Origin of the sequence: Nocardioides bruguierae (assembly GCF_023656415.1) — a bacterium.
Taxonomy (GTDB): domain Bacteria; phylum Actinomycetota; class Actinomycetes; order Propionibacteriales; family Nocardioidaceae; genus Nocardioides; species Nocardioides bruguierae.
This window is the reverse complement of sequence record NZ_JAMOIL010000005.1, coordinates 104,793-124,716: the sequence shown is the minus strand read 5'-3', so window position 1 is coordinate 124,716 and position 19,924 is coordinate 104,793. Positions and strand designations below refer to the sequence as shown.

Here is a 19,924-nt window from a genome sequence, read left to right as displayed (position 1 = left end):
GTGGGGGCCGCCGGTCCGGCAAGCGGACCAGCACGGTGAGGAGGAGGCCCGCGCGTGGTGCACGCCCGCAGCGACGTCGTGAGCACGGCCCTGCGCGTCCTCGACGCCCACGGCCTGGCCGACCTCACCATGCGGCGGCTGGCCGCCGAGCTCGACGTCCGCCCGTCCGCGCTCTACCACCACGTCGCGGACAAGCAGACGCTGCTGGCCGCGGTCGCCGACGAGCTCCTGGCGCGCGGACGACGGCCCGCCACCGCGCACGCCTGGCCCGACCGCGTCCGCGAGGTGGCCGTGGGCCTGCGCGACGCGCTGCTGGCCTGGACCGACGGCGCCGAGCTGGTGGGCACCGTCGTGGGGTTCGGCCTGGGCGGCACGGCGCCCCTGCGCGACCTGGAGGAGGCCCTGGCCGGCTCCGGGCTGCCCGACGACCTCGTCCCCGTCGCCGCCCGCACCGTCTGGCACTTCACCCTCGGCCACACCTGGGAGGAGCAGACCCACCTCCAGGCCGGGGCCGCCGGTGCCATCCCGGACGAGCCGCTGGGCACCCGCGACCCCGGCGCCGCGTTCACGGCCGGTCTCGAGCTCGTCCTGGACGGGCTGCGGGCCCGTGCCGATCGGAGCACCGACCGGTCCCTCACGGCCGGGTGAGCAGCCTTCCCACCTCCCCGCCCTCGCTCGTCGTCGCGCCGTCGGCGCCCTCGGGTCGGTGCAGCGGGTTCTCGAGCGTCCCGGCGTAGAGCAGCGACGAGGCCTGGTCGGCGATGTCGACCATCTGGCGGGCGTCGCGCAGCTGGAGCCGGTTCAGGCAGGAGTGCGGGAACCGCGGCCGCTGGAGGCCCACGGCGGCGACGGCGTCCGCGAGCTCCGGGTGGTCCGCCGCGTGCCGCTCGAGGCAGCCGGCCGCCTCGTCCCAGAAGTCGGAGACGGGCAGGACTCCGGCGCCGTCGAGCACGGCGGCCAGGTGCCGCAGGAAGCCGTCCACGACGTCGGTGAGGACGGCGAGGCACCGCTCGTCCGGGTCGACGCGCGCCCGGGCGCGCTCGGCCCCGGCGGGCAGCGGCCGGTCGGGGGAGAGCAGTGCCACCTCCTCGCCGAGGTCCTTCATCACGCAGCGCACGGGGGCGTGGTCCACCAGGGCGACCAGCAGGTTCTCGCCGTGCGGCATGAACGCGAGGTCGTGGGCGAGCAGGCAGTGGGCGACGGGCCGCAGGTAGGCGTCCAGGTAGCGGGCCACCCAGGCGCGTGGCTCCAGGCCGGAGGCGCGCACCAGTGCCGCGGCGTAGGAGTCGCCCGCCGCGTCCCGGTGCAGCAGTGCAGCCATCGTGACGACCCGCTCCCCGGGGCGGGCGGCGGAGGCCGGGCTCTCGCGCCACAGGGCGGCCAGCATCTTGCGCTGCGGGGCGCCGGGGGCGTGGCGGTGGAAGACGTCGCCGGTGTAGCCCGCCGCGGCCACCTCGCGCAGCACCTGGAACCCGCGGCCGTGCAGCTCGGGATCCGCCTCGACCACCGAGGCGACCCAGTCGCTGACCGCGGGCGTGGCCTCCATGTAGGCGGGAGACAGCCCGCGGGTGAAGCCCATGTTCTGGATCGCCAGGGCCGTCTTCACCTGCACGCGCCGCGGGTCGTCGAGGTCGGTGAAGGTGCGGATCGACTGCATCGCCTGGTAGCGCGTCAGGCCCTCGCCGAGCGGCACCAGGTCCCGGCGGGCGACGTCGGGGGCGAACGTGACCGCCACCTTCGCGTCCCACTGCCACGGGTGCACCGGCAGCAGCAGGTAGTCCGCCGGGTCCAGCCCGTGGCGGCGCAGCCGCGCGTGCAGGACGTCGCGCTCGCGGCCGGGGCCGAGCACGGGGAGGTCCTGCGCCGACCAGCCGCGGCCCAGCCACAGCCCGGAGGCGGCCCGGCGGGCCGCGACCCAGTGCAGCCGCACGGGACGGGCGGCGTCGGGGGACCAGGCCTCGTGGGCTGCGAGGCCGAGACCGATGCGGCCGCGGTTGGCGACGAAGCCGGGATGCCCCTCCGTGACCGCGGCCTCGACCTCGGCGTGCGAGGCCCCCAGGAGGTCCTCGACGCCCATGCGCGGGCGGTCCAGCTGCCAGCAGGTCCACGCCAGGGTGGCGGCCAGCTCCTCCAGGTAGACCGCGACCAGCTCGCCGCGCAGCCCCAGGGGCTCGGCGTGCTCCGCGACCAGCTCCTGCACGTCGAGCGGGAGGAAGACGCCGTCCCGGGTGCGGGTGAGGGAGGCCGGGTCGAGGTCCCAGTGCTCCAGGGGCAGCCGGCGGGCGGTGAACCGGTACTCGGTGCCGTCCGGTGCGGTCAGCGTCCACGCGGGGGCGGACTCCCCGCCGCTTCCCCCGCCCGCCCTCACCGGCGTCGCGGGCCGCGGTGCGAGCAGCCGCTCGTGGCAGAGCTCCGCGATGGCCTTGGCCACCAGCTGTCGCTGTGCCCGCGCCAGGACGTCGGGGCGCAGGTGCGGCGCGGGATACTGTCCGCGGGCCCAGTCGGCCCGCTCCAGGAACGACAGCCGCGCGGTCTTGTCGGGCAGCCGGACCGTGCCGACCTCCACGAAGCCGGCCTCGGCGTTGAGCCGGGCGATGGCGTCGTTCCCGACGTCCGGCTCGACCACGACCCGGGCCACCCGGGGGTCGGCGAAGCAGTGCTCCAGGACGGCGGCCATCACCGCCCGGGTCAGCCCGGCGCGCGGGGGACCCACCGGAGGGGCCACCAGGAGGTGCATGCCCAGGTCGCCCTCGCGCAGGTCCGCGCCGACGTCGGCCAGCGGCGAGCGTGACGGGTCGTAGGTCTCGGCCAGGAACGTGGGCCGTCCGTCGACCCGGCCCAGCCAGGCGTCGTGGTGCGCCGAGGCGGCGATGTCCCGGTACTCCTGGGCCACGTCGGCCGCGGTGGCGTCCTGCATCTGCCAGAACCGGGAGCGCGGGTGCGTGACCCAGGCGTGCAGCAGGGCGGTGGTGCCCGGGTCGTCGGGCAGCGGCTCGAGGGTGACACCGGGCTGGGTCGGGGCCTGGGTCGGGGGCTGGGTCAGGTCGTGGGTGCTCATGCGGTCTCCGGGTGGGCTCGGCGCAGGTGGTCGGGGATGCCGAAGGTCTGGGTGGCGACGCGTTTCTCCACCGGGTAGACCTCGCGGCCGGTGAGGGCGTTGACGATGCAGGCGCTGCGGTGGGCGCCCATGCCGAGGTCGGGCGCGACGAAGCCGTGGGTGTGCTCCTCGCCGTTCTGCACGTAGACCTCGCCGCCGTGCACGTCCACGGCGTAGGTGTCGTCGGCCAGGTAGCGGCCGGCCTCGTCGAGCCGCAGGTGCGGGCGCAGGTCGTCCAGGAACGCCGGGACGCGGGCGGCGTAGCCGGTGCCGAGCACGAGCCCGTCCGTGCGCAGGCCGAAGTCCTCGTCGGTCTCGTCGTGGTGCAGGCGCAGGTCGTAGGAGGTCCCGTCCCACCGGGCGTCGACGAGCGACGTGCTCGTCACCAGCGTGGTCCGCGGGCCCTGCCCCTGCACGCGCAGCCGGTAGTGCAGGTCGGAGATGGCGTCGACCAGGTCGCCGCTGATCCCCTTGTAGAGGCTGCGCTGCTCGCGCAGCAGCCGGGCCCGGGTGTCGCCGGGCAGGGAGCGGAAGTAGGCCGAGTACTCCGGCGAGGTCAGCTCGAGGGTGAGCTTGGTGTACTCCATCGGGAAGAAGCGGGGGCTGCGGGTCAGCCACACCAGGTCGTAGTCGTGCTCGGGGGAGGCCGCGAGGAGGTCCTGGTAGACCTCGGCGGCGCTCTGGCCGCTGCCGACGATCGTCACCGTGCGGCACGAGGTGAGCCGCTCGCGGGCGGGCAGGTAACCCGCGGTGTGCACGGCCGGGCCGCCGGCGTCCCGCACGCAGGAGGGGAGGGTCGGCGAGGTGCCGGTGCCGAGGACGAGGCGGCGACCGCGCCAGGTCTCGCCGCGCGCGGTGGTGACCCGGTAGGTGCCGTCGTCCTCGCGTCGCACGTGGGTCACGCGTCGGCCGAGGTGGACGGACGGGAGCCGGTGCGCGGCCCACCGCAGGTAGTCGTCGTACTCGCTGCGCAGCGGGTAGAACGACTCCCGCACGTAGAACGGGTACAGCCGGTCGCTCTCCTTGAGGAAGGAGAGGAACGACCAGCGCGAGGTCGGGTCGGCCATCGTCACCAGGTCGGCGAGGAACGGCACCTGCAGGGTCGACTCCGGCAGCATCATCCCGGGGTGCCACGACACCTCGTCGCGCGCCTCGAGGAAGACGGCGTCCAGGTCCGGCACCGGGTCGGCCAGGGCGGCCAGCCCCAGGTTGAAGGGGCCGAGGCCGATGCCGACGACGTCGTGCACCGGCTCGGTCCACGCGCTCACGCGGCCCGCTCCCCGGCCAGGGCCCGGGCGGTCGCGGCGACGGCGCGGGTCACCCCGAGCACGTCGTCGACTCCGGCCAAGGGGTTGAGCAGGGTCAGCTTGAGCCAGCGGCGGCCGTCGACCACGGTCGCGGCGACCACGTGCTCGCCGCGCTCCCACAGCGCGGCCCGGACGTGGGGCACCAGTGCGTCGACCTCGCCGGCGTCGAGGCCGGGCACGACCGGTCGCAGCAGCAGCGTGCTGAGCTCCGGGGCGGCGCGCACCTGGAGGTCGTCGACGGCGAGCAGGCGCCGATGGGTCTGGCGGGCCAGGTCGACCAGCGCGTCCACGAGGTCCCCGACGCCGTCCGCGCCCATGACGCGCAGCGTCAGCCACAGCTTCAGGGCGTCGAAGCGGCGCGTGGTCTGGAGGCTCTTGGTGACCTGGTCGGGCGCGGCCCGGCCGAGCCCGCCGCCGTCCGCGGGGTTGAGGTAGTCGGCGCGCGCGGCGACGTGCCGCAGGTGGGTCCGGTCGGCCACGACGACGGCGCTGCACGAGACCGGCTGGAACCACGTCTTGTGGAAGTCGACGGTCACCGAGTCGGCGTGCTCGATGCCGGCCAGCAGAGCCCGGTGGGAGGAGACGAGCAGCCCGCCGCCGTACGCGGCGTCGACGTGCACCCAGGCGCCGTGCCGGTGGGCCAGGTCGGCGACCTCCGTCAGCGGGTCGATCGCCCCGTGGTCGGTGGTGCCGGCGGTGGCGACGACGGCCATGAGCCGGCCGCCCGTGCGCGTCACCTCCTCCAGCGCGGACGTCAGGGCGGCGGTGTCCATCCGGCGCCGCTCGTCCACCGCGACCGGCACCACCGCCGAGGCGGGCAGCCCGAGCAGGCGTGCCGCACGCTGCACGGAGTAGTGGCCGTCCGCCGAGACGAGCACGTGCAGGTCCTGCAGCCGGGCACCGGACTGGCTGAGCGCGTGGTCGCGGGCGAGGTGCAGGGCCTGGAGGTTGGACTGGGTGCCGCCGGAGGTGAACACGCCGTCGGCCTCGGGCCCGAACCCGATCCGCTCGGCGGTCCACGCGACCAGGCGCTGCTCGATGAACGTGCCGCCCACGCTCTGGTCGAAGGTGTCGAGGCTGGGGTTGACCCCGCTGATCAGCACCTCGGCGACCAGGGCGGGCACCAGCACCGGGCAGTTCAGGTGCGCGGCGAGGCCGGTCTCGTGGAACCAGGCGGTGTCGTCGAGCCAGATCCGGTCCAGCTCCTCCAGCGCCTGCTGCGCGCAGCCCAGCGGCGCGTCCAGGTCGACCTCGGCCACCAGGGCCGCGGCCCGTGCGGGGTCGAGCCCGGTGACCGGGCCGCGGACGCGGGCCAGCGCGGCGACCAGGTGGTCGACGGCCAGCCGGGCGGAATCGGCGTAGGCGTGGCGGTGCGCGGGGTGGAGCAGCTGGCGCAGGTGCTGCTGCGTCTGCTGCTGCGTCCGTCGCGGCGGGTGCTCGTGCTGGGCCTGGTGCTGGGGCTCGTGCGGGCCCTGGGTGCGGGCGGGGGTGTGGGCAGGGGTGAGGGACACCGATCAGCCTTCCGAGAGAAAGTAGGTAAGGCTTACCTAATCTCCGGACGGCGAGGAGGACAAGTCGGCGGGCTCACTCGTCGGTGCCGAGCTCCTCGCTGACGACGACGGCCCCGTTCAGCTCCGCCAGCAGGACGGCGCCCGCGAGGTCCAGGCGGGTGCGCCGCAGTCGGGCCGCTGTCAGGTCCACGCCGGCCAGCGTCGCCCCCGTGAGGTCGGCCCCGCCCAGGTCGGTCTCCCGCACCGAGGCACCCTCGAGCGGGCAACCGCGCAGGAGGGCGCCGGTGAGCTTGGCGAGGGAGAGGTCGGCCTCGCGCAGGTCGACGCCGCTCAGGTCGGCCCGGTCCAGGTCCGCCCCGCGCAGGGAGATGCCTCGCCATACCCCGCCCCGCACCGTGATCGGCCGCAGGCGCGTGCCGTCGAGCACGGAGCCGACCAGCTTGCAGCCGTCGAGCTCGACGTCGAAGAACGAGCAGTCCATGAAGTCGCAGGCGGTGAACGCCGTCGAGGTGTGCCGGCTCGCGTTGAAGGTGCAGCGCTCGAAGCGGCACCGGTCGAACACCGCCCCGTCCGTGGTGGTCTCGGTGAGGTCCACGTCGACGAAGGCGCAGTCGCTGAAGCGCGCCGCCCCCAGGTCGTCGCCGTACCAGTCCTCGCGGGAGAAGGTGCGGCCCGTCGCGGTCATCGGCTCGCTCATGCGCCTCACGCTAGCCACGGGTGCCGACGGTGCGGCGGCGCGGTGCGGGCGAACCCGGGGAGGGCTTGGGTCGGCCCGTCTCCGCCGTAGCGTCGTTGACATGAGCACTCACCTGCGCCCGGCACTGCTGCTGGCCGTCCTCGCGCTCGCGCTCACCGCCTGCTCCGGGCAGGACGACGATGGGGCGAGCGCCACCGGCCCGTCGACGGTCACCGCCACCGTGACGGCCTCCCCGTCCTCCTCCCCGTCCTCCTCCCCGTCGTCGCCCGCGTCGTCGCCCGCATCGTCCTCGGGCGCTGCGACGTCCGGGTCCGGGCCGGCCGAGTGCACCGCCGACGACCTGATGCTGGCGGTCCGGGTGGCCCCCGGTGGCGGCACGGCCGGCGCGATGCACTCCCGCGTCGTGCTCACCAACACCTCCGAGGCCCCCTGCGTGCTGCAGGGCTACGGCGGCGTCTCCTACGTCGGCGGGGGCGACGGGGCGCAGGTGGGCGCTGCCGCGGACCGCACCGGCGGCACGGCGCCCCGCCTCGTCCTGGCGACGGGGGAGCGGGCCGTGCAGGCGCTCACCGAGACCGACGCCGGCGCGTACGGCGACGCGCGCTGCGACCCGACGGAGGTCGACGGCGTCCGGGTCTACCCGCCCGACGAGACCGCCTCGCTCTACGCCGCGCACGCCACGACCGGGTGCGCGGACGGCGCGGTCCACCTGCTGGAGGTCGGCCCCTACCACCGGGCCTGACCGGCCCGGGACCTCCGACCCTGGGGACCGGTCGGACCCCGCGGGAGGATGGGGGCCAGGAGGGCCCGTGCAGCTCGCGGACCCGGGGAGGAGGCGTCATGACCCGACCCGAGGCACGCTGCCCGGTCCGCCCGGGCGACGCCTGCACCCTCTGCCATCCCGGGGCCACCGGCCCGCAGGACTGCGCCCTCGTGTGGCTCGTCCGCTCCGACCCGGAGCTCTCCGCCCAGCTCGCCGAGATCACCGCCGAGCACCGACGATCGACCGGCCGGGTCGCCTGACCCCTCGTGACCACCTGCGCGCCCCGCCCGGCCTCTCGGGTCTCGGGAAGGTGCGCGAGCAACCGACCCCCTGCGCCTGAACGGTTGCTCGCGCACCGCTGTCCTGCGCCGAGGGCCCCGAGCTCCTGGACGTCACCGCTCAACGGACGGACGTGTCCGGATGGTCACGCAGTGGTCGGGACCTCCGCCCCTCCGCGTGCGCCTCGGCCGCACCGACGATGGTAGGGAACCCGGGGAACCTGGAGGAGATGATCGCGATGGCCGCACAGGAGGTCCTGCTCCAGGTGGGCGAGGCGCGCTGCGCGCTCCGGCCGGACGAGGCGTGCCAGCTGTGCCAGCCCGGCGCCACCGGACCCGACGACTGCCCCGTGGCCTGGTTGGTGCGCCACGACCCCGAGCTGGCCCAGGAGCTGGCCGAGGAGCTGCGGGCACGGCAGTGCGGGTGAGGTGCCGGACCAGGCCTCAGCGCACCACGAACGTGGCCCGTTCGGCCGGCCGCACCGCAGCCAGGTAGCGCCGCTGGCCCTCGACGTAGCGGCGCAGCGCCGGGTGCTCGGGGTCGGCCGGCGTGCCGTCGCGGCCGGCCAGGCGGGCCACGCTGACCTCGAAGGGGACGTCCAGCAGGACCGAGACGTCCCAGGCGCCCCTCAGCTCCGCGCGGTGGCAGAACATCCCCTCGACGACCACCACGCCGTCGTCCGGCACCGACAGCGGCTCGGCCTCGAGAGGGACGTCGCGGCGGTGGTCGAAGGCGGCGGGCACGATCGTGCTGCTGCCCGGGGCGGCGAGCGGGTGCAGCACGCAGCGCCGGAACGCCGCCAGGTCGTAGGTGTCGGCCACGAACCCGACGGGGGAGTCGCGCCCCAGCCGGTAGCGGACCGCGCGCGGGTGCAGGAAGTCGTCGAGGTGGACGACGGTGGCCCACCGCCGGGCCCCCCGGTAGGCGTCGCGCAGGTGCCCCGACCAGGTCGTCTTGCCCGCCCCGTCCACGCCGTCGACGGCCACCAGGACAGGTCGGCCCGGACGCGGGGTCGCAGCGACGACCTCGGCGACCTCGACGACCGCGCGGACCACGGCGGGGTCGCTCACGCCTCGAGCGCGGCGAGCAGCCGCTCGCACTCGGCCAGCAGCGCCGACCGCAGGGGAGCGGCGCGCTCGGTGAAGGCGGCCTGGGCCGCGGCGTAGACGCGCTTGCCCTCGGCGGTCTCGATCCTCACGGGCGGGTAGGCGTCGTCGTCCAGGCCGGCCAGGTCGTAGGGCGAGGCCTGCATGTCGAGGGTGCGGATGTCGACGGCCAGCTCGAAGCAGTCGGCCACCAGGTCGGCGGGCACCAGGGGGGAGAGCCGGAAGGCGTGCTTGTAGAGGTCCATCCCGGCGTGCAGGCAGCCCGGTTGCTCGAAGTCCGCGCGGTCGTGCGAGGCGGGGGAGAGGGTGTTGAGCGGCCGGGCCGGCTCGGTGAAGAACCGGTAGGCGTCGAAGTGGGTGCAGGCGATCCGGTGCGACTCCACGACGGCGTCGGTGCCCTCGCCGCCCAGGCGCAGGGGCCAGGACGCGTGGCGCACGCCGTCCTGCTCGAGCCGGTAGACCATCGCCCACTCGTGCAGCCCGAAGCAGCCGTGGTGGGCGGGGCGCGCCGCGGTGGCTGCGAGCAGGCGGCGCAGCGTGGTCAGCAGCACCCGCTTCTCCTCCAGCAGGCCCCGCGAGACGGTGACGCTGCCGTCGTCCGCCGCCTCGTAGCCGTGCAGGCCCGCGAACGTGCCGTCGTCCTCGAGCCGCACGCCGAAGCCAGGGTGCCAGCGACGCAGCTGCGCCGGCCGGTAGGAGTAGTAGCCGAACAGGAAGTCGCGCACCGGGTGCTTCTCGCCCGCCTTGCGGCGGGCGAGGTGGGCGTCGAGGAAGGGCGCCAGTCGCTCCTCGTGCGCGGCCGCGCGGGCACCCCAGGTGGCGAGGTCGAGGACCTCGGTCTCCTGCGTCGTCACGGTCACGGCCACCACGGTAGGTCGCGCGGGCATCGGCCGCCGAAGCGAGGACGGCGTCGGCGGACCGGAACAACGACGGCGCCGCCGCGGATGGACCCCGTTGACCTGCGCGGACGCGGCGGCGGGTCCGCGTCCGCCCCCGTTGTTCCGGTCGGCCGACGGTGCTGAGGCCCGTGACGCCCGGGTGGGCGCGCTCACCCCTGTCCCGCTGCCCCGGGCTGCCGACTCGGCCAGCCCGCGCCGCGCCGATAGGCTCGCAGCGTGCGCATCGCGAGATTCACGACGGGCGAGGAGCCCCAGTACGGCGTCATCACCGGCGACCTCGACGAGTACGGCCAGCTGGACGCGGACGCCACCATCGTGGCGCTCGCCGGCGACCCGCTCTACGTCGGCGTCCGGCCGCTGGAGACGGAGCACAAGCTCAGCGAGGTGCGCCTGCTCGCGCCGGTCCTGCCGCGCTCCAAGGTCGTCGGCGTCGCCCGCAACTACCGCGACCACGCCGCCGAGCTGGGCAACGAGGTGCCGACCGAGCCGCTGTGGTTCCTCAAGCCCAACACCTCGGTGATCGGGCCGAACGACGCGATCGCCTACCCCTCTGCCAGCGAGAACGTGCACTACGAGGCGGAGGTCGCCGTCGTCATCGGGCGGATCTGCCGCGACGTCCCGGCCGCCCAGGCCACCGACGTGATCCACGGCTACACCATCGCCAACGACGTCACCGCTCGCGACCTGCAGAAGGCCGTCGGCCACTTCTCCCGCGCCAAGGGCTTCGACACGTTCTGCCCGCTCGGCCCGTGGATCGAGACCGACCTCGACCCGCAGGCCTTCGCCGACGGCGTGCGCATCCATACCTACCGCAACGGGGACGTCGTCCAGGACGGCACCACCGCCGACATGGTCTTCGACATCCCCACCCTGGTCGAGCACGTCTCGTCCACGATGACGCTGCTGCCCGGCGACGTCATCCTCACCGGCACCCCCGCCGGCGTCGGCCCCCTGGAGGTCGGCGACGAGCTCGAGATCGTCGTGGACGGTCTCGGCTCCCTCACGAACACCGTCAAGGCAAGGTGACCGAAGCGTTGAGCACCACCACCCGTCCCGTCCGCGTCCGGATGGCCCCGTCGCCGACGGGCTCCCCGCACGTCGGCCTCGTCCGCACCGCCCTGTTCAACTGGGCGTTCGCCGAGCACGCCAAGCGCCAGGGCCAGGACGCGACCTTCGTCTTCCGCATCGAGGACACCGACAAGGAGCGCTCCACCGAGGAGTCCTTCCGCGCGATCCTCGAGCTCATGCACTGGCTCGGTCTGACCTGGACCGAGGGCGTCGAGGCCGGCGGTGAGTACGGCCCCTACAAGCAGTCCGAGCGCACGGAGCTCTACGCCGAGGTGCTCGCCAAGCTGGCGGCGTCCAGCTACACCTACGACTGCTTCTGCAAGAACGAGGAGGTGGACGCGCGCCGCAAGGCGTCCGGCTCCAAGAGCCTGGGCTACGACGGCTTCTGCCGCGACCTCTCCGCCGAGCAGCGCGCCGCCTTCGAGGCCGAGGGCCGCACCAGCGTCGTCCGCTTCCGCATGCCCGAGGGCTCCATCACCTGGACCGACCTCGTGCGCGGCGACGTCACCTTCGAGACCGAGCACGTGCCGGACTTCGCCCTGGCCCGCGCCAACGGCGACCCGCTCTACACGCTCACTGCTCCCGTGGACGACGCCACCATGAGGATCAGCCACGTGCTGCGCGGCGAGGACCTGCTCTCCTCGACCCCGCGCCAGATCGCGCTGTTCGAGGCGCTCGAGGCCATCGAGGTCGCCGAGTTCACCCCCGAGTACGGCCACCTGCCGTACGTCATGGGCGAGGGCAACAAGAAGCTCTCCAAGCGCGACCCGCAGGCGCACGCGCTGGCCTACCGCGACCAGGGCTACCTGCCCGAGGGCCTGCTCAACTACCTCTCGCTGCTCGGCTGGGCGATCGCGGCGGACCGCGACGTCTTCACCCTCGACGAGATGGTCGAGGCGTTCGACCTCAAGGACGTCAACCCCAACCCGGCCCGCTTCGACCTCAAGAAGTGCGATGCCATCAACGCCTCGCACATGCGGATGCTCTCGGTCGAGGAGATCACCGAGCGCTCGCTGCCGTTCCTGACCTCGGCCGGCGTGCTCGACGCCTCCTCCGAGGCCGACCGGCAGCTGCTCGACCAGGCGATGCCGCTGGTCGCCGAGCGGGTCAACAAGCTCGCCGAGGTGCCGGAGATGCTGGCGTTCCTCTTCGTCTCCGAGGAGGACTTCACGCTGGACGAGGCGGACGCCGCCAAGCTGCTGAACGAGCAGGGCCTGGAGGTCGTCAAGGCCGCCCACGCCGGGCTCGAGGCGCTCGGCACCTGGTCCACCGACGCCATCCAGACGGCGCTGCAGACCGCCCTGGTCGACGAGATGGGCCTGAAGCCGCGCGTCGCGTTCGGGCCCGTGCGCGTGGCCGTCACCGGGCGGCGGGTCTCCCCGCCGCTGTTCGAGTCGCTGGAGCTGCTGGGCCGCGAGCGCGGCCTGGGTCGCCTGGCCGCAGCCGCGTCGCGGACCGCCTGACCTTGCCGACCTCCTCGGCCCCGTCGTCGGCGTCCGCGTCGGCCCCGGAGCAGCAGCCGCTGGGCTACCACCAGCTGCTGCTGCTCGGGCGGCCCTCGCGGGCCTGGGCGCTGGCAGGCGTCCTGCTGCTGCTCGTCCTCGTGCTGCTCGGGCAGTACGCCGCCCTGGTGAGCGTGCAGGTGCCGCTGGTCCTGGCCGGCTGGTCGGCCGACGACGTGGTCGAGAGGCTGTCCGGTGACCCGGTGACCCCCGCCTACCTGGCGCTGGTCGACGCGGGCTGGGCCTACGCGGTGATCGCCGTGCTGGCCGTCGTCCTGCTCGTGCACAAGCAGCGTCCCGGGTGGGTGGTCAGCGTGGCCGCCCGGATGCGCTGGGGCTGGCTGCTGCGTTGCCTCGGGCTCGCGGCGATCACGCTCGTGGTCACCGTGGTCGTCAGCGCGCTCGTGCCCGCCACGGGGACGGGGCAGGAGATCTCCGGCAACCTCAACGACTGGACCTCGCAGACGACCGCGTTCCTGCTCGTCGTCCTGCTCCTCACGCCGCTCCAGGCGGCGGGGGAGGAGTTCGTCTTCCGCGGGTACCTCACCCAGGCCTTCGGGCGGATGGTGCCGACCTGGGCGCCGCTGAGCAAGGCCGTGGCCGTGGTGGTGCCGGCGGTGCTGTTCGCGCTCGCGCACGGCGCCCAGGACGCTCCCGTGTTCGTCGACCGGTTCGCCTTCGGCCTGGTCGCCGGGGTGCTCGTGCTGCGCACCGGCGGGCTCGAGGCCGGCATCGCCATGCACGTGCTGAACAACCTCCTCGCCTACGGCGTTGCCCTGCTGTTCAGCGACATGACGAGCACCCTGAACCCCACGGCGAGCAGCTGGTCGAACCTGCCCGTGACCCTCACCCAGAGCCTCGTCTTCCTCGGTCTCGTGGAGCTGTCGCTGCGTCGCCGACCCGTCGCGACGACGACCGCGGGGCCCGTTTTGGCGGGTCAGGGAACGCGCGTGTAACGTCTCGTCTCGGTTCGGCGGCACCGCTCAGGCGGGGCCGGCCGAGTAGCCATTGGGATATGGTGTAATTGGCAGCACGACTGATTCTGGTTCAGTTAGTCAAGGTTCGAGTCCTTGTATCCCAGCCAGCGACCACAGGTCGACGAGGCTCCCACGGGGGTCACGGAGATTTGGTCGGAGCACCAGCCCGAGGCTAGAGTTCCGCAGGTTGCGAGAGGCCGTGAGGCTCTCTCACCAGCACGCCCCCGTTGTGTAGCGGCCTAGCACGCCGCCCTCTCAAGGCGGTAGCGCCGGTTCGAATCCGGTCGGGGGTACGCGAGAAAGATGAGAAGACCCCTGGTCCCAGGGCCGGGGGTCTTCTCATGCCCGGCTCCGGCCGGGCACCGCATTGCCCCCGTTGTGTAGCGGCCTAGCACGTCGCCCTCTCAAGGCGGTAGCGCCGGTTCGAATCCGGTCGGGGGTACAGCACCTCGAAGCGCCCCGTGTACCTCGGACCGGGGCGCTTCGCCGTGCCGGGGCCGATTGCTACTGCGAGGGTGGCGGGAAACCGTCGGTCGGGTCCGCGTCGTCCTGCCCGCCGCCGTCCTGGCTGTCGGCGCCGGCGCTGTCCAGCAGGGCACGGATGCGCAGGGCCGTGGCCACCGCGGGAGCGCTCAGCGTCGCCCCCAGGATGCCCGCCAGGGCGCCGCCGACCAGGGTCGAGGCGAGGTTGACGATCGGGTGGATGTGCAGGGCCTCGCTGGTCAGCTTCGTCATCACGACCGTCTGGACGACGTTCTGCACGACCAGGATCACCACCAGCATGACGATCGCGGCGGTCGGCCCCGCGGTGCCCAGGGCGACCACGGTGGCGAACGCCCCGGACACGATCGCCCCTAGTAGGGGACGTAGGAGGTGACGAAGGTGACCACGGCGATGGTGATCCACAGGTCGACCCCGAGCACCAGCGCGGTGCCACCGATCAGCACCACCGTGACGAGGGCCGAGAGCGTCACGCCGCCGAAGTAGGCCCGGACGGCGCTGACGGCCTCCTCGATCACGACGGCGCCCGGGACCCGCTGCGAGGACACGAGGCGCCCCGCCCACGCGACGAGGGCGGACCAGTCGACGAGCACGTAGTAGAAGAAGAAGCCTCCGACCACGAGGCCGATGACGAAGGCCGCCGCGCTGGAGAACACGCTCCCGACCAGCCCCGGGACGAGTCCCGCGAGCCCGCCGAGGAGCTGGCGGGTGGCCTCGTCCAGCTCCGCCGGGGAGGTCCCGTCGCCGCCGCCGAGGCTCCCGACCCAGTCCTGGGCCACGGCGGTGCCCGAGGTCAGCGCGTCGGCGATCTCCGGGCCTTTCTCGGCGACGCCCGTGATCGTCAACCACAGCGACCAGGCGACGACCCCGACCAGGGCGACCAGCACCAGCACCAGCACCCCACGCGCGTGGCACCCGGACCCGTTCCAGGGCGTCCACGACCGGCACCAGGAGCGCCCCGAGCAGGATCGCGACGGCGAGCGGGACGACGACCCCGGAGAGGGTGGCCGAGATGCTCATGAGGACGGCGACGAGACCGAGCGCCCCGAGGGCGAGCCATCCTCGCAGGCCCCAGCGCACCAGCCACTCGGGCGCGGGCGCGGGCCCGCCACCACCGCTGGTGCCCCAGTTCATCGGGACTCTCCCACGGGGGCCTCTCCTCGGCTCATCGGGAACCTCTCGTCGTCGTGGGAGCGCGTCGTGCCGCTGCGCCCGCGGGCACCGGTGTCAGGAGGCATCGGCGTCCCACTCCAGGGTCGGTGCCGGCGCCTCGGGCCCGTCGGCTCGCGGTCGACCACGGACGAGTCGGCCGATCGAGCCCTCGTCCGTCGCGACCACCTGGCCCACGACGGCGGTGACCAGGAGCCACCACGCGACGGCGTAGAGGTAGGTGAGGTACGTGAACGCCACGCCGATCGACCCGAACCTGGTGGCGCTGAGCTCGATCGACACCGACAGGTAGCGGGTGGCGACCGGATGCGCCAGGAGCATGCCGAGGGCGAACAGGGCCGCTCCCGGCGCCAGCCAGCGCAGGCGGAGACGACCCGCGAGGAGGAACCACGGGACGAGGGTCGCCACCGCCATGTTGACGCAGCCCACCAGCAGGGTCGCCCACCAGTCGCGGGGCGGGAGCGGCTCGAGGACCGAGATCAGCTTCTGCGTCGCCGCCAGCGTCAGGGCCAGGCCGAGCACCGCCACGAACCAGCGCCAGGCCTGGTCGAGCCGGGTGTGGCTGCGCCCGTGCATCCAGACGGCGTCGTAGGCCCGGATCATCGCGCGGGACAGGCTCGTGGCCGAGATCAGGACCACGAGGACGCCCAGCAGCCCGAAGGTCGCGCTGTCGCTGGCCCCGGCCACCTCGTCGAGGACGACCTGGGTCTCCGCGGGCAGGTCGCCCCAGCCGGAGACGGCGGACGAGACCCGCTCGCTGCCGAGGAGCGCCGCCCCCATGATCAGGACCGGGAAGACCGACGTGAACAGCTGGGCCGCGATGGTCATCGCTCGGTCGAAGACCTGGATGCGTCGCAGACCGGCGACGACGCGGAGCCCGACGCGCCCGGGCCAGTGGTCCATCAGCCAGATGAGCCGGGCCGAGTAGCGAGGCGGCAGCCGGTCGAGGCGAGCCAGCTGGGTCTCGGTCATGCCGAAGCCCGCCAGCACGGCACGCACCGCGTCGGGGTCTGTCGCCGTCATCGCTGCCCCTCGTGACAGGTGGTCGGCCGGCTCGGCCGGAGCCTCGTGCTCAGCACTGTAGTGGCCCGCGGGGGCGTGCGAGGGCGGCTGCGCAGATCGCCCGGCCACGCGACGTCGCCCCTCAGGCTGCGGCCGCGGCGTCGTCGGGACGGTCCCGCGGCCACAGCAGGTAGGTGGCCACGAGCGCCAGCCCGGCACCGACGAGCGTGTCGACGAGCCGTCGCAGCGCCAGCTCCTCCGCGGCGCCCGTGGGCGCGCCGACGAGCAGGACGACCCCGAGCGCCGACGCCGCGCCGGCAAGGACGGGCAGCACGGGCTGGTAGGCCAGCCCCACCAGCAGGCACACCACTGCCAGCACCAGGACGACCGCGGTGGGGAGGTGCTGCGCCGTGAGGGGCACGAGCAGGACCCCGAGGAACGTGGCGCTGACCCGCACGACGGCGGCCTCCACCGTGCTCTTGCCGGACGGCAGCAGGATCGCCAGGGCGGTGATCAGCACCCACAGCGCGTCGCGGGTCTCGCTGAGCTGGTACCACAGGACGCAGCCGGCCAGCGGGACCGCCCGCCGCACCCCGTCCCGGGAGTGCTGGTCCCAGGAGCGGACCGACCCGGCGATCGCTGCCCACGGGGAGGGCACGACGCCCGGCGCCGAGGGGGACGAGGACGGTTGCCGCCGATGCAGCCACCACCCACCGCCGCACGCGACGAGCCAGCCCAGCGCGGCGGCGAGACCCAGCTGGAGCAGGAGGGCCCCAGGAGAGTCCTGCGTCCGGGCGTCGGCCGAGGTCGCCAGCACCAGCCCCAGCACGTAGGCGAGGGTGCTCAGCACGCCGAGGACGCCGCCGATCGGTCCGGCCCCGACCGCGGCCGAGGTGAGGACGGCGACCGCGGCCATGGCGAGCGCCGCGGCCCAGGGGCGCCCGCTGACCAGGATCGCGGTGCCGACGACGCTGACGGCGACGACCGCCGCCCACGTCGCGACCCGTGCCGCGATCCGTGGAGCGCCGGCGGTACCGGTCGCGGAGACGAGGCCGGCCACCAGCGAGGGCAGGAGCGCGGACGCGGCGGCGCCTGCGGGTCGGCCTACGAGCAGGCCCGTCCCCAGCCCGACGACCAGCCCGACGACCAGCCCCACGAGCAGCAGCACCACGAGCGCGACCTGGGGCGGCCGGCCGGTCGGCGTGAGGGTGCCACCCAGCCAGGACCAGGTGCTGGGTCGGTGAGGGCGCGCGGCGGCCACGTCGGCGGAGGCTAGTACCGGTGCCGTCCCGCGACGGGGGCCACGACGGGTCGAGCCGGTTGTCCACAGGTCGCGGGGCCGCGGGGTTCGTGGCCCGGGCCGCGGGCACGCTCCTGGTGTCCCGCACGCGACCGACACCGGAGGACCCGCCATGCTCGCCGCAGACCCGACCCTGCCCACCTCGAGCGGAGCAGTGACCAGCCTCGACCTGCCGGGGGCGAGCGCCGTGAGCGCGGCGCTGGAGGACCAGGGCGACGCCCTGGCCCTCGTCCTGTCCTACGTCGTCGCCCGCTGCAGCCACCTGGAGGCCTTCGGCGGCCTCACGGCGGGGGTGCGGGCGCCCTACGAGGCGGCCCTGGGCCGTGCCACCGCCGGGCTCGCCGGAGCGGTCTCGCAGGCCGCCGGACGGGCCCGTGACCTGCGCGAGGCCTCCCGCCTCCTGACCGACGCGGACGACGCCACCTCGTCGGTCCTGGCGGCGCTCGAGACGGCCACCGGGGACCCGGCCGAGTACAGCTCCTCGCTGCCGCACGTGGTCAGCTCGGCCCTGGCCACGGGGTCGCTGCGGACGGCGGCCACCGCCTCGCAGGCCGCACGCTTCACCGACCGGTGGAAGCCCCTGGCCGCGACCGGCGGCTACGCCACCCCGGTCTCCTCGGCCGCCGCGTGGGTGGACCTGACCTCGACCCTCGACTCCATCGGGCGAGGGGTGCAGGCGCTGCAGGGGGAGGTCGAGGAATGACGACCGCCGCCTCCCAGCGAGTCGAGGCGCTGCTGCCGCAGCCGACCAGCCAGGCGTCGACCGCCCTCGTCGCCGACGTGCGCTCCCGCCTCCTGCCGCTCCTTCCGGCCAGCTGGCTCCTGGCCGAGGCCGTGGGGTTCGACCCCGTGGCGATGGTGCTGGACGAGCTCACCGGCGGCTACGACGAGATCGACGAGATGGCCCAGGCCTGGGACGCGGCGGCGCGCGCGCTCGAGGTGCTCGCCGAGGACCACCGGGCGCTGGCCGACCGGCTCGGGTCGGTGTGGCAGGGGCTGACGCCCCTCGCGGCGGCGAGCGCCCTGCGTGCGGCCGCCGCGGACCTCGACGCACGCGCCCTCGCGATCCGACAGGTCGCCGCCTGCCTGCGCGCCCTCCTGCAGGCCGTCCACGACCTCTGCGTCCTGGCCGCGGACCTGGCCGACGAGGCCGTGACCGTCGGGCTCACCGCCCTGGCCATGGGGCCGGTGGGCAGCGTGCGGCTCGTCGCGGCGGCGCCTCGGCTGGTCTCGCTCGGGCGGGCCGCCATCGCCGGCCTCGGCGAGGCCCGCGCCGTGCTGTCCGGGCTGATGACGGCGCTCGCGGCCCTCGAGGGGGTCATCACCGTCGGAGGCGATCTCGGCGCCGCCGCCGCGATCGGCGTGAACGGCGGCGCCGCCCTCAGCCTCGCGGTGCGAGGCGACGTGCCGTGAGCGAGGAGGACGGGACGCCGCGGCTCAGGCGCAGAGACCGTTCTGCGCGGCCGTCGTCGCGGCCTCCTGCTCCTCGGTGCTCTGCGAGGCGCTGCTGCTGGGGGACTTCGTCGTGCCGACCGGGTCGTCGGCGCTGATGGAGCCCTGGCGCAGGCTGCCCGGCAGCGCCTGGTCGTTGCGGATGCGCTTCCAGAGCTTCTTCGCCGAGGACGACCACACCAGGCGGTTCGGGTCCGGGGCGTACTCCTCGAACGGCACGGTCACGAAGCGGATCTTGTCCAGGCCGGTGTCGGAGAACTGCAGCGCCAGCGTCGCGAGCTTGGCGATGCTGCCGAGTCCGCTGTCCAGGGTGAGCGAGGACGTGGCGGCGTCGAGGAACTTGTAGACCTTGGTGGGGTTGGTCAGCGTCCCGGCCGAGACGACCTGGTTGATCATCGAGGCGATGAAGGCCTGCTGCCGCTTCATCCGGCCGATGTCGGAGTTGGCCGAGAGCACGTAGCGCTCGCGCACGTAGTTGAGCGCGTCCTTGCCCGTGAGCACCTGGGTGCCGGCCGAGAAGTAGATGTTGTGCGCCGAGTCGTCGACGTCCTTGGGGATGCAGACCTCCACGCCGCCCACGGCGTCCACCATGTCCTCGAACCCGGCGAAGTCGACCACGACGTAGTGGTCGATGTAGATGCCGGTCAGCTGCTCGACGGTCTGGATGGTGCACGCTGCGCCGCCGAGGGCGAACGCGGTGTTGAACATCTGCAGCTCCCCACCGGGGATGGTGCTGCCGTCCGAGGCGGTGCAGTCGGGCCGGGTGACGAGGGCGTCGCGCGGCAGGGAGACGCCGTACGTGCTGGAGCGGTCGGCCGAGACGTGCAGCAGGATCGTCGTGTCCGACCCGCCGCCGCCGGCCTCGCCGTCGATCGCGCACCCGTCGCAGCTGCGCGTGTCGGAGCCCATCACCAGGATGTTGAGCGCCTCGGTCGGCTCCTCGGCCTCCTCGCTGGCGGTCTCGGTGGGCTCGGACTTCGTGGGGCGGTCGCTGAGCTGGGCCTCGACATCGGTGACCTGGAGGTTGTCGTTGAGGTGCCGGTAGGCCACGGTCACCCCGGTCGCGGTGGCGACGGCCAGCACCATCTGGGTCGCGACGAGCGCGACCAGCACGGGGTGGCGCCACCAGCGGCGCCGACGTCCGCGCGAGGAGTGGCGGTGGGGACGGCGGCCGGACCTGCGGGTGGGGGTGCCCGCGCCGCCGTCGGGGCTGTCGGCGGCGGCGTCGGAGGGAGTGTCCTGGTCGGGCATGACGACGATGGTGGCAAAAGAATGTTGCGCCCGGGCGCATAC

The 19,924-nt window shown here is 74.2% G+C and carries 18 protein-coding genes, 3 tRNA genes and 1 pseudogene; 12 read left to right on the top strand and 10 right to left on the bottom strand.

The features are described 5' to 3' along the window. The first annotated feature begins 54 nt into the window (after positions 1-54). Positions 55-648 (top strand): TetR/AcrR family transcriptional regulator C-terminal domain-containing protein, encoded by a 594-nt coding sequence (locus M8330_RS05305; protein ID WP_250826475.1) that lies wholly within the window; start codon positions 55-57, stop codon positions 646-648. On the opposite strand, the gene M8330_RS05300 is transcribed toward M8330_RS05305, so the two are convergent. The 4 genes from M8330_RS05300 to M8330_RS05285 all read right to left on the bottom strand — a co-directional run bounded on the left by M8330_RS05300 (position 635) and on the right by M8330_RS05285 (position 6,612). Then, the gene (locus tag M8330_RS05300) at positions 635-3,058 is read right to left on the bottom strand and encodes a GNAT family N-acetyltransferase (RefSeq protein ID WP_250826474.1); all 2,424 of its coding nucleotides are present in this window, start codon (positions 3,056-3,058) and stop codon (positions 635-637) included. The genes M8330_RS05305 and M8330_RS05300 overlap by 14 nt on opposite strands. Next, a complete protein-coding gene (locus M8330_RS05295; protein WP_250826473.1) occupies positions 3,055-4,365 on the bottom strand; it encodes a lysine N(6)-hydroxylase/L-ornithine N(5)-oxygenase family protein in 1,311 nt (436 codons plus the stop codon). Before M8330_RS05295 ends, M8330_RS05300 begins: the two co-directional genes overlap by 4 nt. After that, complete coding sequence (locus M8330_RS05290) at positions 4,362-5,915, bottom strand: pyridoxal phosphate-dependent decarboxylase family protein (RefSeq protein ID WP_250826472.1); 1,554 nt, start codon at positions 5,913-5,915, stop codon at positions 4,362-4,364. Before M8330_RS05290 ends, M8330_RS05295 begins: the two co-directional genes overlap by 4 nt. A gap of 73 nt (positions 5,916-5,988) precedes the next feature. Beyond that, complete coding sequence (locus tag M8330_RS05285) at positions 5,989-6,612, bottom strand: pentapeptide repeat-containing protein (protein WP_250826471.1); 624 nt, start codon at positions 6,610-6,612, stop codon at positions 5,989-5,991. Between the two features lie 100 nt (positions 6,613-6,712). On the opposite strand from M8330_RS05285, the gene M8330_RS05280 reads away from it, so the two are divergent. The 3 genes from M8330_RS05280 (at position 6,713) to M8330_RS05270 (ending at position 8,081) form a co-directional block, all read left to right on the top strand. Then, a complete protein-coding gene (locus M8330_RS05280) occupies positions 6,713-7,354 on the top strand; it encodes a DUF4232 domain-containing protein (RefSeq protein WP_250826470.1) in 642 nt (213 codons plus the stop codon). Positions 7,355-7,452: 98 nt separating this feature from the next. After that, on the top strand, positions 7,453-7,635 hold the full coding sequence (locus M8330_RS05275; RefSeq protein ID WP_250055606.1) for a DUF6767 domain-containing protein: 183 nt from the start codon (positions 7,453-7,455) through the stop codon (positions 7,633-7,635). Positions 7,636-7,892: 257 nt separating this feature from the next. After that, positions 7,893-8,081: a DUF6767 domain-containing protein gene (locus M8330_RS05270; RefSeq protein WP_250826469.1), complete on the top strand. Its 189-nt coding sequence runs from the start codon at positions 7,893-7,895 to the stop codon at positions 8,079-8,081. 16 nt (positions 8,082-8,097) lie between these two features. Here the strand turns inward: M8330_RS05270 and M8330_RS05265 are convergent, their stop codons facing one another. Both M8330_RS05265 and M8330_RS05260 read right to left on the bottom strand, forming a co-directional pair. Continuing rightward, positions 8,098-8,724 (bottom strand): nucleoside/nucleotide kinase family protein, encoded by a 627-nt coding sequence (locus M8330_RS05265; RefSeq protein WP_250826468.1) that lies wholly within the window; start codon positions 8,722-8,724, stop codon positions 8,098-8,100. Beyond that, the gene (locus M8330_RS05260; RefSeq protein WP_250826467.1) at positions 8,721-9,620 is read right to left on the bottom strand and encodes a 3-methyladenine DNA glycosylase; all 900 of its coding nucleotides are present in this window, start codon (positions 9,618-9,620) and stop codon (positions 8,721-8,723) included. The genes M8330_RS05265 and M8330_RS05260 overlap by 4 nt, the downstream gene beginning before the upstream one ends. 255 nt (positions 9,621-9,875) lie before the next feature. Between M8330_RS05260 and M8330_RS05255 the strand changes: the two genes are divergently transcribed. From M8330_RS05255 to M8330_RS05230, 6 genes are all read left to right on the top strand, one after another. Continuing rightward, complete coding sequence (locus M8330_RS05255; RefSeq protein ID WP_250826466.1) at positions 9,876-10,685, top strand: fumarylacetoacetate hydrolase family protein; 810 nt, start codon at positions 9,876-9,878, stop codon at positions 10,683-10,685. Between the two features lie 8 nt (positions 10,686-10,693). Next, positions 10,694-12,190, top strand: a complete 1,497-nt coding sequence (gene gltX / locus M8330_RS05250) for a glutamate--tRNA ligase (protein WP_443689923.1) — start codon at positions 10,694-10,696, stop codon at positions 12,188-12,190. Between the two features lie 2 nt (positions 12,191-12,192). Further along, positions 12,193-13,185 carry a CPBP family intramembrane glutamic endopeptidase gene (locus M8330_RS05245; RefSeq protein WP_250826465.1) on the top strand — a complete coding sequence of 331 codons (993 nt, stop codon included), beginning with the start codon at positions 12,193-12,195 and terminating at the stop codon, positions 13,183-13,185. 53 nt (positions 13,186-13,238) lie between these two features. After that, a tRNA-Gln gene (locus M8330_RS05240) sits at positions 13,239-13,313 on the top strand. Between the two features lie 113 nt (positions 13,314-13,426). Then, positions 13,427-13,499 (top strand) — tRNA-Glu (locus tag M8330_RS05235). A gap of 76 nt (positions 13,500-13,575) precedes the next feature. Continuing rightward, positions 13,576-13,648: transfer RNA gene (locus M8330_RS05230), tRNA-Glu, on the top strand. Positions 13,649-13,710: 62 nt separating this feature from the next. Here the strand turns inward: M8330_RS05230 and M8330_RS05225 are convergent. From M8330_RS05225 to M8330_RS05215, 3 genes and pseudogenes are all read right to left on the bottom strand, one after another. After that, positions 13,711-14,594 (bottom strand): annotated as a pseudogene (locus M8330_RS05225) (AI-2E family transporter). Between the two features lie 340 nt (positions 14,595-14,934). Further along, on the bottom strand, positions 14,935-15,900 hold the full coding sequence (locus M8330_RS05220) for a YhjD/YihY/BrkB family envelope integrity protein (RefSeq protein ID WP_250826464.1): 966 nt from the start codon (positions 15,898-15,900) through the stop codon (positions 14,935-14,937). 121 nt (positions 15,901-16,021) lie between these two features. After that, positions 16,022-17,140, bottom strand: coding sequence for an FUSC family protein (locus M8330_RS05215; RefSeq protein ID WP_250826463.1), 1,119 nt, complete (start codon positions 17,138-17,140; stop codon positions 16,022-16,024). Between the two features lie 151 nt (positions 17,141-17,291). On the opposite strand from M8330_RS05215, the gene M8330_RS05210 reads away from it, so the two are divergent. Then, positions 17,292-17,882: a hypothetical protein gene (locus M8330_RS05210; RefSeq protein WP_250826462.1), complete on the top strand. Its 591-nt coding sequence runs from the start codon at positions 17,292-17,294 to the stop codon at positions 17,880-17,882. Beyond that, positions 17,879-18,592 (top strand): hypothetical protein, encoded by a 714-nt coding sequence (locus M8330_RS05205; RefSeq protein WP_250826461.1) that lies wholly within the window; start codon positions 17,879-17,881, stop codon positions 18,590-18,592. The genes M8330_RS05210 and M8330_RS05205 overlap by 4 nt, the downstream gene beginning before the upstream one ends. A gap of 24 nt (positions 18,593-18,616) precedes the next feature. On the opposite strand, the gene M8330_RS05200 is transcribed toward M8330_RS05205, so the two are convergent. After that, positions 18,617-19,882 carry an LCP family protein gene (locus tag M8330_RS05200; RefSeq protein WP_250826460.1) on the bottom strand — a complete coding sequence of 422 codons (1,266 nt, stop codon included), beginning with the start codon at positions 19,880-19,882 and terminating at the stop codon, positions 18,617-18,619. Positions 19,883-19,924 lie beyond the last annotated feature (42 nt).

What these genes read in the sequence shown, in the direction of transcription:
- M8330_RS05270 (WP_250826469.1), top strand. Translation starts at nt 7,893, where the DNA reads ATGGCCGCACAGGAGGTCCTGCTCCAGGTGGGCGAGGCGCGCTGCGCG.
- M8330_RS05275 (WP_250055606.1), top strand. Translation starts at nt 7,453, where the DNA reads ATGACCCGACCCGAGGCACGCTGCCCGGTCCGCCCGGGCGACGCCTGC.
- M8330_RS05285 (WP_250826471.1), bottom strand. Translation starts at nt 6,612, where the DNA reads ATGAGCGAGCCGATGACCGCGACGGGCCGCACCTTCTCCCGCGAGGAC.
- M8330_RS05200 (WP_250826460.1), bottom strand. Translation starts at nt 19,882, where the DNA reads ATGCCCGACCAGGACACTCCCTCCGACGCCGCCGCCGACAGCCCCGAC.
- M8330_RS05220 (WP_250826464.1), bottom strand. Translation starts at nt 15,900, where the DNA reads ATGACGGCGACAGACCCCGACGCGGTGCGTGCCGTGCTGGCGGGCTTC.
- M8330_RS05300 (WP_250826474.1), bottom strand. Translation starts at nt 3,058, where the DNA reads ATGAGCACCCACGACCTGACCCAGCCCCCGACCCAGGCCCCGACCCAG.
- M8330_RS05280 (WP_250826470.1), top strand. Translation starts at nt 6,713, where the DNA reads ATGAGCACTCACCTGCGCCCGGCACTGCTGCTGGCCGTCCTCGCGCTC.
- M8330_RS05210 (WP_250826462.1), top strand. Translation starts at nt 17,292, where the DNA reads ATGCTCGCCGCAGACCCGACCCTGCCCACCTCGAGCGGAGCAGTGACC.
- M8330_RS05205 (WP_250826461.1), top strand. Translation starts at nt 17,879, where the DNA reads ATGACGACCGCCGCCTCCCAGCGAGTCGAGGCGCTGCTGCCGCAGCCG.